Annotated in this window: 4 protein-coding genes; 1 reads left to right on the top strand and 3 read right to left on the bottom strand. The window is 72.4% G+C overall.

What is annotated here, in order from left to right:
- Positions 1-74: 74 nt before the first annotated feature.
- Both LOY02_RS13045 and ilvA read right to left on the bottom strand, forming a co-directional pair.
- Positions 75-623, bottom strand: coding sequence for a dihydrofolate reductase family protein (locus LOY02_RS13045; protein ID WP_317182793.1), 549 nt, complete (start codon positions 621-623; stop codon positions 75-77).
- A gap of 179 nt (positions 624-802) precedes the next feature.
- The gene (ilvA, locus tag LOY02_RS13040) at positions 803-2,026 is read right to left on the bottom strand and encodes a threonine ammonia-lyase (protein WP_317182792.1); all 1,224 of its coding nucleotides are present in this window, start codon (positions 2,024-2,026) and stop codon (positions 803-805) included.
- A gap of 105 nt (positions 2,027-2,131) precedes the next feature.
- Here ilvA and LOY02_RS13035 point away from each other — a divergent pair, with 105 nt between their 5' ends.
- Entirely contained in the window at positions 2,132-4,864 is a 2,733-nt protein-coding gene (locus tag LOY02_RS13035) for an adenylate/guanylate cyclase domain-containing protein (protein ID WP_317182791.1), read from the top strand.
- Positions 4,865-4,876: 12 nt separating this feature from the next.
- On the opposite strand, the gene LOY02_RS13030 is transcribed toward LOY02_RS13035, so the two are convergent.
- Complete coding sequence (locus LOY02_RS13030) at positions 4,877-6,112, bottom strand: 4-alpha-glucanotransferase (RefSeq protein ID WP_317182790.1); 1,236 nt, start codon at positions 6,110-6,112, stop codon at positions 4,877-4,879.
- Positions 6,113-6,165 lie beyond the last annotated feature (53 nt).

Below are 6,165 nucleotides of genomic sequence, written 5' to 3'. Positions count from 1 at the left end.
GTGGCGAACGGATGCATGCGTCGTCGGGCCGGGCCGTGCTGAGGCGGTGTGGCCACGCTCGGGCGTCGACGTGGTCAGGCGTCCGGGTTGGTGAGGGACAGGACGACGACGCCGGAGCCGAGGGTGCGGACCCCGGACAGGTGGAGCTTCTTGTTCAGGCCCTGCCGAATCAGCAGGTCTGCCGGCCCGCCGACGCCGGCGAGGTGGGGGTGCACCCACAGGTGCAGCGCGTCGAGCAGGTCGGCCTCGAGGAGTGTCTTGGCGACCGACCCGTACCCGTGCATGAGGATCGACGCATCGTCGCGATCGCGGAGCGCGCGGACCGCGTCGACGAGCTCGCCCGTGATGACGGTGGTGTTCTGCCAGGTCGGCTCGGTGAGAGTGGTCGACGCGACGTACTTGGGAATGGCGTTGATGGCGTCGGCGTACTCTCCATCGCGACCGGGCCACACACCGGCGTAGACCTCGTAGGTATTGCGACCCATCAGCATGGCGGTCGCGGCCCTGACGTGTTCCAGCGCCAGCGCGTCGGACTCGTCGTCCACGTAGTCGAAGTGCCACCTGTCCATGTGGTTGACCACGCCGTCGAGGCTGACGAAGGTGGAGTTGCTGACTGTTCCCATGAAGATTCCCTTTCGGAGTTGGCGTGGCGCCGGCGTCGGCCCTGGCACCACTCATCGTGCGTGGCTGACCGCGCTGAAACATCGGCCACCTGGCCACGAAGCGAGCCCAGCGGCATACGACCATCCCGTATGCCGCTGGGCTGGGTCGCGACGTCCCGTCCCTCCCGCCGGCCGAAGCCTCAGTCCACGCTGAGGCGGTAGCCCTTCTCGCGCAGCGCAGCGGTCACCGCGTCGGCGTGCTCCCTGCCCCTGGTCTCCAGGGTCACGCCGATCTCGACCTCCTGGACGCTCAGCGCCTTGACCGTGCGCGAGTGGGCGACGTCGACGACGTTGGCATCGAGCGCCGCGCAGTCAGCGAGCACGGCCGCCAGCGATCCCGGGCGGTCGGGGACCCGGAACCGCAGCTCGAGGTAACGACCTCCCGCGGCCATCCCGTGACGGATGATCCGGAGCAGGAGCAGCGGGTCGATGTTCCCGCCCGACAGCACCGCCACGACCGGTCCCTCCAGCGGGTGGTCCTGCTGGCCGTCGAGCAGCCAGGCCGCGGCGGCGGCACCGGCCGGCTCGACGACGAGCTTGGCGCGCTCGAGCAGGAAGAGCAGCGCACGCGCGAGCGAGTCCTCGGACACCGTCTCGACGGAGTCGACCAGGTCCTGGATCACGGCGAAGGGCACGTCACCGGGACGACCCACCGCGATCCCGTCCGCCATGGTCGCCATGCTCTCCAACGGGACCGGGTGGCCGGCGGCCAGGGACTGCGGGTAGGCGGCGGCCCCCGCTGCCTGCACGCCGATGATGCGCACGTCCGGCTTGAGGGCTCGCAACACGGTGCTGATGCCGGCCAGCAGACCGCCGCCGCCCACGCTGACCACGACGGTTCTCACGTCGGGGCACTGCTCGAGGATCTCGAGGCCGCAGGTCCCCTGCCCGGCGACGATGTCCGGGTGGTCGAAGGGATGGATGAGCACTGCCCCCGTCTCGTCGGCGAACCGCTGCGCCGCAACGAGACACTCGTCGATCGTCGTGCCGAGCTGCTCCACGTCGGCGCCGTAGCCCTGCGTCGCCAGCAGCTTCGGCATCGGCGCACCGAGGGGCATGAAGACCTTCGCACGGATGCCGAGCATCGATGCGGCGAGGGCGACACCCTGGGCATGGTTGCCGGCGGACGCCGCCACGACCCCCGCCGCCTTCTCGTCGTCGGTGAGGCGGGCCATCCGCGTGTAGGCGCCCCTGATCTTGAAGGACCCGGCGCGCTGGAGGTTCTCGCACTTGAGCCGGACCGGGCTTCCGACGAGCTCGCTGAGGCCGCGGCTGTACTCGAGCGGCGTCGGCCGCGTGATGCCCTCGAGGAGTGCCTGGGCTGCACGGACGTCGTCGATCGTCACCGCGGGGAGGATGGCCACGAGACGCCACGCTACGCCCACCGCGAGCAAGGGGACCGGGATCCCCCGGAGCGGCGATTCGTGGCCGCCTGACGGGAGGGGCGGTCGTGCACGAGAATGTCGGGCATGGGTCCGCTCCCCGTGGGCACACTCACCCTGCTCTTCAGCGACATCGAGGGCTCGACGACACTGCTGACCAGGTTGGGACCGCGCTGGGGCGAGGCGCTCTCGGAGCACCGCGCCATCCTGCGGGACGCCTTCGTCCGGCACGGGGGGCGGGAGGTGGGGACCGAGGGTGACAGCTTCTTCGTCGTCTTCACCTCCGCACCGCAGGCGGTCGCGGCGGCCGTGGCCGCCCAGCGCGCACTGGGTGCGCACGAGTGGCCGGACGGGCGGCCGCTGCGGGTCCGCATCGGCCTGCACACGGGACAGCCCGAGCTTCACGAGGACGACTACATCGGCCTGGACGTGCACCGTGCGGCCCGGATCATGGCCACGGCCCACGGCGGCCAGGTCGTCATGTCCCAGGCCACGCACACGCTCGTGTCCGGTGCGCTGCGGGACGAGACGGTCCGGGACCTCGGGTGGCACCGGCTCAAGGACCTACCGCAGCCGGAGCACCTCTACGAGGTCGTTGGCCCCGGGATGCCTGCGGAGCACCCACCACTGCGCTCCCTCGGTGTGGTCGCGAACCTGCCCGGATACCCGACGGAGCTCGTCGGACGGGATGCCGACCTGCGAGCCGTCGTGGCGGCCTTCGAGACCGACGGCGCACGGCTGGTCACCGTGACCGGGCCGGGAGGGACAGGCAAGACCCGTCTGTCCGTGGCTGTCGCGACGGAGCTGCACACCCGCAGCCCGCGCGACGTCTACTTCGTCCCGCTCCAGACGTCCGACCGGGCTGAGCTGATGTGGGCGGCGATCGGCGAGGCCGTCGGCTCCGTCGGCTCCGTCGGCTCCGTCGACTCCGCGGTCGGCCCCGCCGAGCAGACCCCCGAACACCGCGCCCTGGCGTTCCTGCGCGAACGGTCCGCGCTGATCGTGCTCGACAACCTCGAGCAGATCACGGACGCCCACCACGTCGTCGCCGGCCTGCTCGGCGCCGCTCCCCGGGTCGCCGTCCTCGCGACCTCTCGACGTCCCCTGCACCTCGCCGAGGAGTGGCAGTACCCCCTGTCGGCGCTCCCCCTGCCTCCCCGGCGACCCCGCGACGGGCAGGGGACGCTGGCCCCCGATGAGGCCGAGCAGAGTCCCGCGGTGAAGCTCTTCGTCGAGCGGGCCCGGATGGTCCGGCCGGGCTTCGCCCTGTCGGAGGACAATGTCGGCGCCATCGCAGAGCTCTGTCGCAGGCTCGACGGCCTGCCCCTCGCCATCGAGCTGGCCGCCGCACGAAGTCGACTGCTGGGGCCACGCGCCCTCCTCGCGCACCTCGACAGCTGGTTCGGCGAGGCGACGCCCGCGGCGGACCGGCCGGAGCGCCAACGCACCCTCGCGGCGACGATCTCGTGGAGCTACGACATGCTCACCGACGAGGAACGCCGGGTCTTCCGGCAGCTCAGCGTCTTTGCCGGCCCCGTGGGCATGGACGCCGTGCATGCGGTCGTAGCTCAGGATCGCGACCCGCTCGAGGTGGTCTCGCGGCTCGTCGACGCCAGCCTGCTCGAGGCCCGTGAGGGGCCCGACGGCGAGCCGTTGGTCCATCTCCTCGAGACGATCCGGTGGTTCGCCGGAGAGCTGCTCGAGCGCCACGGGGAGTCGGAAGCGGCCAGGCTCCGCCACGCCGAATGGTGCATCCGGGTGGCCCACGACAGCAGCAGCCTGCTCAACGGCCCGCGCCAGATGGCCGCGCTCGACCGGATCCAGGCGGTCATCGAGGACGTCCGCGCAGCGCTCGACTGGACCCTGTCCCCCGACGCGACAGGCGACCGTTTCGAGCGCGGGCTCGAGCTGCTCCAGCCGATGGACCGCTACTGGTACCGCTTCGGCTACGTGCAGGAGGGTCGCGGATGGTCCGATCGTGCGATGGCCGTGCTGGGCCGGCGTGGCCTCGAGGACTCACCCCACGTCGTGGACGCCCTGCACGGTCACGGGGTCTTCGCCCTGCAGCAGAACGACGTCGCCACGGGCGCCCGGACGCTCGAGCGGGCGCTGGGCATGGCCCAGCGCCTCGGGGACGTGGCCCGCGAGGCGCGCGAGTCCAACAGCCTCGGGATTGCCCGCCGCGAGCAGGGCGATGTCGACGCAGCCCATGCACTCATCGAGCGCAGCATCGAGCTCGCGAGACGAGCCGGGGACACGCAGCGCGAGGCCACCGCGCTGAGCAACCTGGTCCACATCCACCTGGACCGCGGCGAGTACTCCGCCGCCGTGACCGCGGCGCTTCGGGCGGCGGCGGCGGACGAGGCGCGCCAGGACCCGTGGGGCGCGGCCATCGACCGGACCAACCTCGTGAACGCGCTGCTCCATGCCGAAGGCCCCGGGCCGGCCTTGGAGAAGCTGGTGGAGTTCGCGCCCACCACGGTGGGGCTCGGTGACATCGACCTGTCCATCAGCGTCGTCGAGAGCTTCGCGGCGATTCGGGCGGCCCTCGGCGACGGCCGGCGCGCCGCCGCCCTGCTCGGGGCCGCCGACCGGCACCGCGAGTCGGCCGGCCTCCCCCGGCCGGTGCCCGACGCCGCCCTCCTCGACCGCTGTGTCGCGCCGGCTCGAGCCCATGTCGAACCGGTCGAGTGGGACCGTGCCTACGCCGCGGGGCGGGAGCTCACCATCGACGCAGCAGTCGCCGAGGGACTGGGGGCCGCGAGCGACGACGGCCGCCACCAGAGCGCCGAGCCGCCGCCGGAGGGCGGAGCTTCCTGAGGCCCCTGTCCCTCAGCTGCCGGTGTCGAGGCGTCCGGTGGCCTCGGTGAGGGAGCGCAACCGCTTCGCGTGAGCCGCGGTGAGGGCCCCGGGCTCCATCCGCCAGCCCCAGCCGCCCTCGACGCCGGGGGTGTTCATGCGGGCCTCGGAGCCGAGGGCGAGGACGTCCTGCGCCTGCGTCATCGCGAGGGGGCACGGCATCGCCTGCGCGAGACCGATGAGGGCCCATGACGGCTCCCGGTCGACGTCCACGTCGACGTCGGCGTCCTTGCAGGCCCACCGCACCATGTCCCGCGCGTCCTCCGGTAGCTGGTCCCACCACCCGAGGACGGTGTCGTTGTCGTGGGTGCCGGTGTAGACGACCTGGTCGGACCGCAGGTGGCTCGGGTGGTGGATGTTGGCCGGATCCCACGGCGTGAACCCGAACTGGAGCACCGCCATCCCCGGCAGCCCGAGCTCCCGGCGCAGCGCGACGACGGGCGCGTCGATGTCACCGAGGTCCTCCGCGAGCATGGGCACCTCGCCGAGCGCCGCCCGGACGGCGTCGAAGAGCAGGCGCCCCGGGCCTGGCTCCCAGCGACCGCTCATCGCGGTGTCGGCGTCCGCGGGAATCGCCCAGTAGCCGGCGAACCCGCGGAAGTGGTCGAGTCGCACGTAGTCGAACAGCTCGAACGTCCGCCGAAGGCGCTCGATCCACCAGCGGTATCCGTCCGCCGCCATGACGTCCCAGCGGTAGAGGGGGTTCCCCCAGAGCTGGCCAGTCGCGGCGTAGGCGTCCGGAGGCACCCCCCCGACCGCGTCGGTGCGGAAGAGGTGGGGCCAGGCCCGCACGTCGGCCCCGTCAGGGGCCACGTAGATCGGGACGTCGCCCATGATGCGGACCCCACGGTCAGCGGCATACGCCCGCAGGTCGGCCCATTCGCGGGCGAAACGGACCTGGTCAGCCAGGTCGCCGCCGACTGCCGTCCACGAGTCGACCCAGTAGGCCTCCCGCTCCGAGAACTCCACCAGCTCCGCCGAGGTCACGGGCGCCTCCGGGTTCTCGAGGAGTGCCGGCGAGGCGGCGAAGGCCGAGGGGGAACTGTACGGAGAGCCGTGGGCGTCGGGCACCGCCACGGGCAGGACCTGCCACACGGACTGGCCGGCCGCCGCGAGCCAGTCCACGAAGGCACGCGCTGAAGGCCCCAACCGCCCGTCCGGCAGTGACGTGATGTGCAGCTGGACGCCGCTCGCGCGCGTGGAGATCACGGGGCCACACTCTCATGACGCCCACGCCGTGGCGCGGAGGTCCGGAGCCCGGG

It is taken from the genome of Intrasporangium sp. (assembly GCF_032907665.1).
Classification (GTDB): domain Bacteria; phylum Actinomycetota; class Actinomycetes; order Actinomycetales; family Dermatophilaceae; genus Intrasporangium.
Note: the sequence above shows the minus strand (reverse complement) of the source record. Positions and strands in the feature narration are given on the sequence as shown.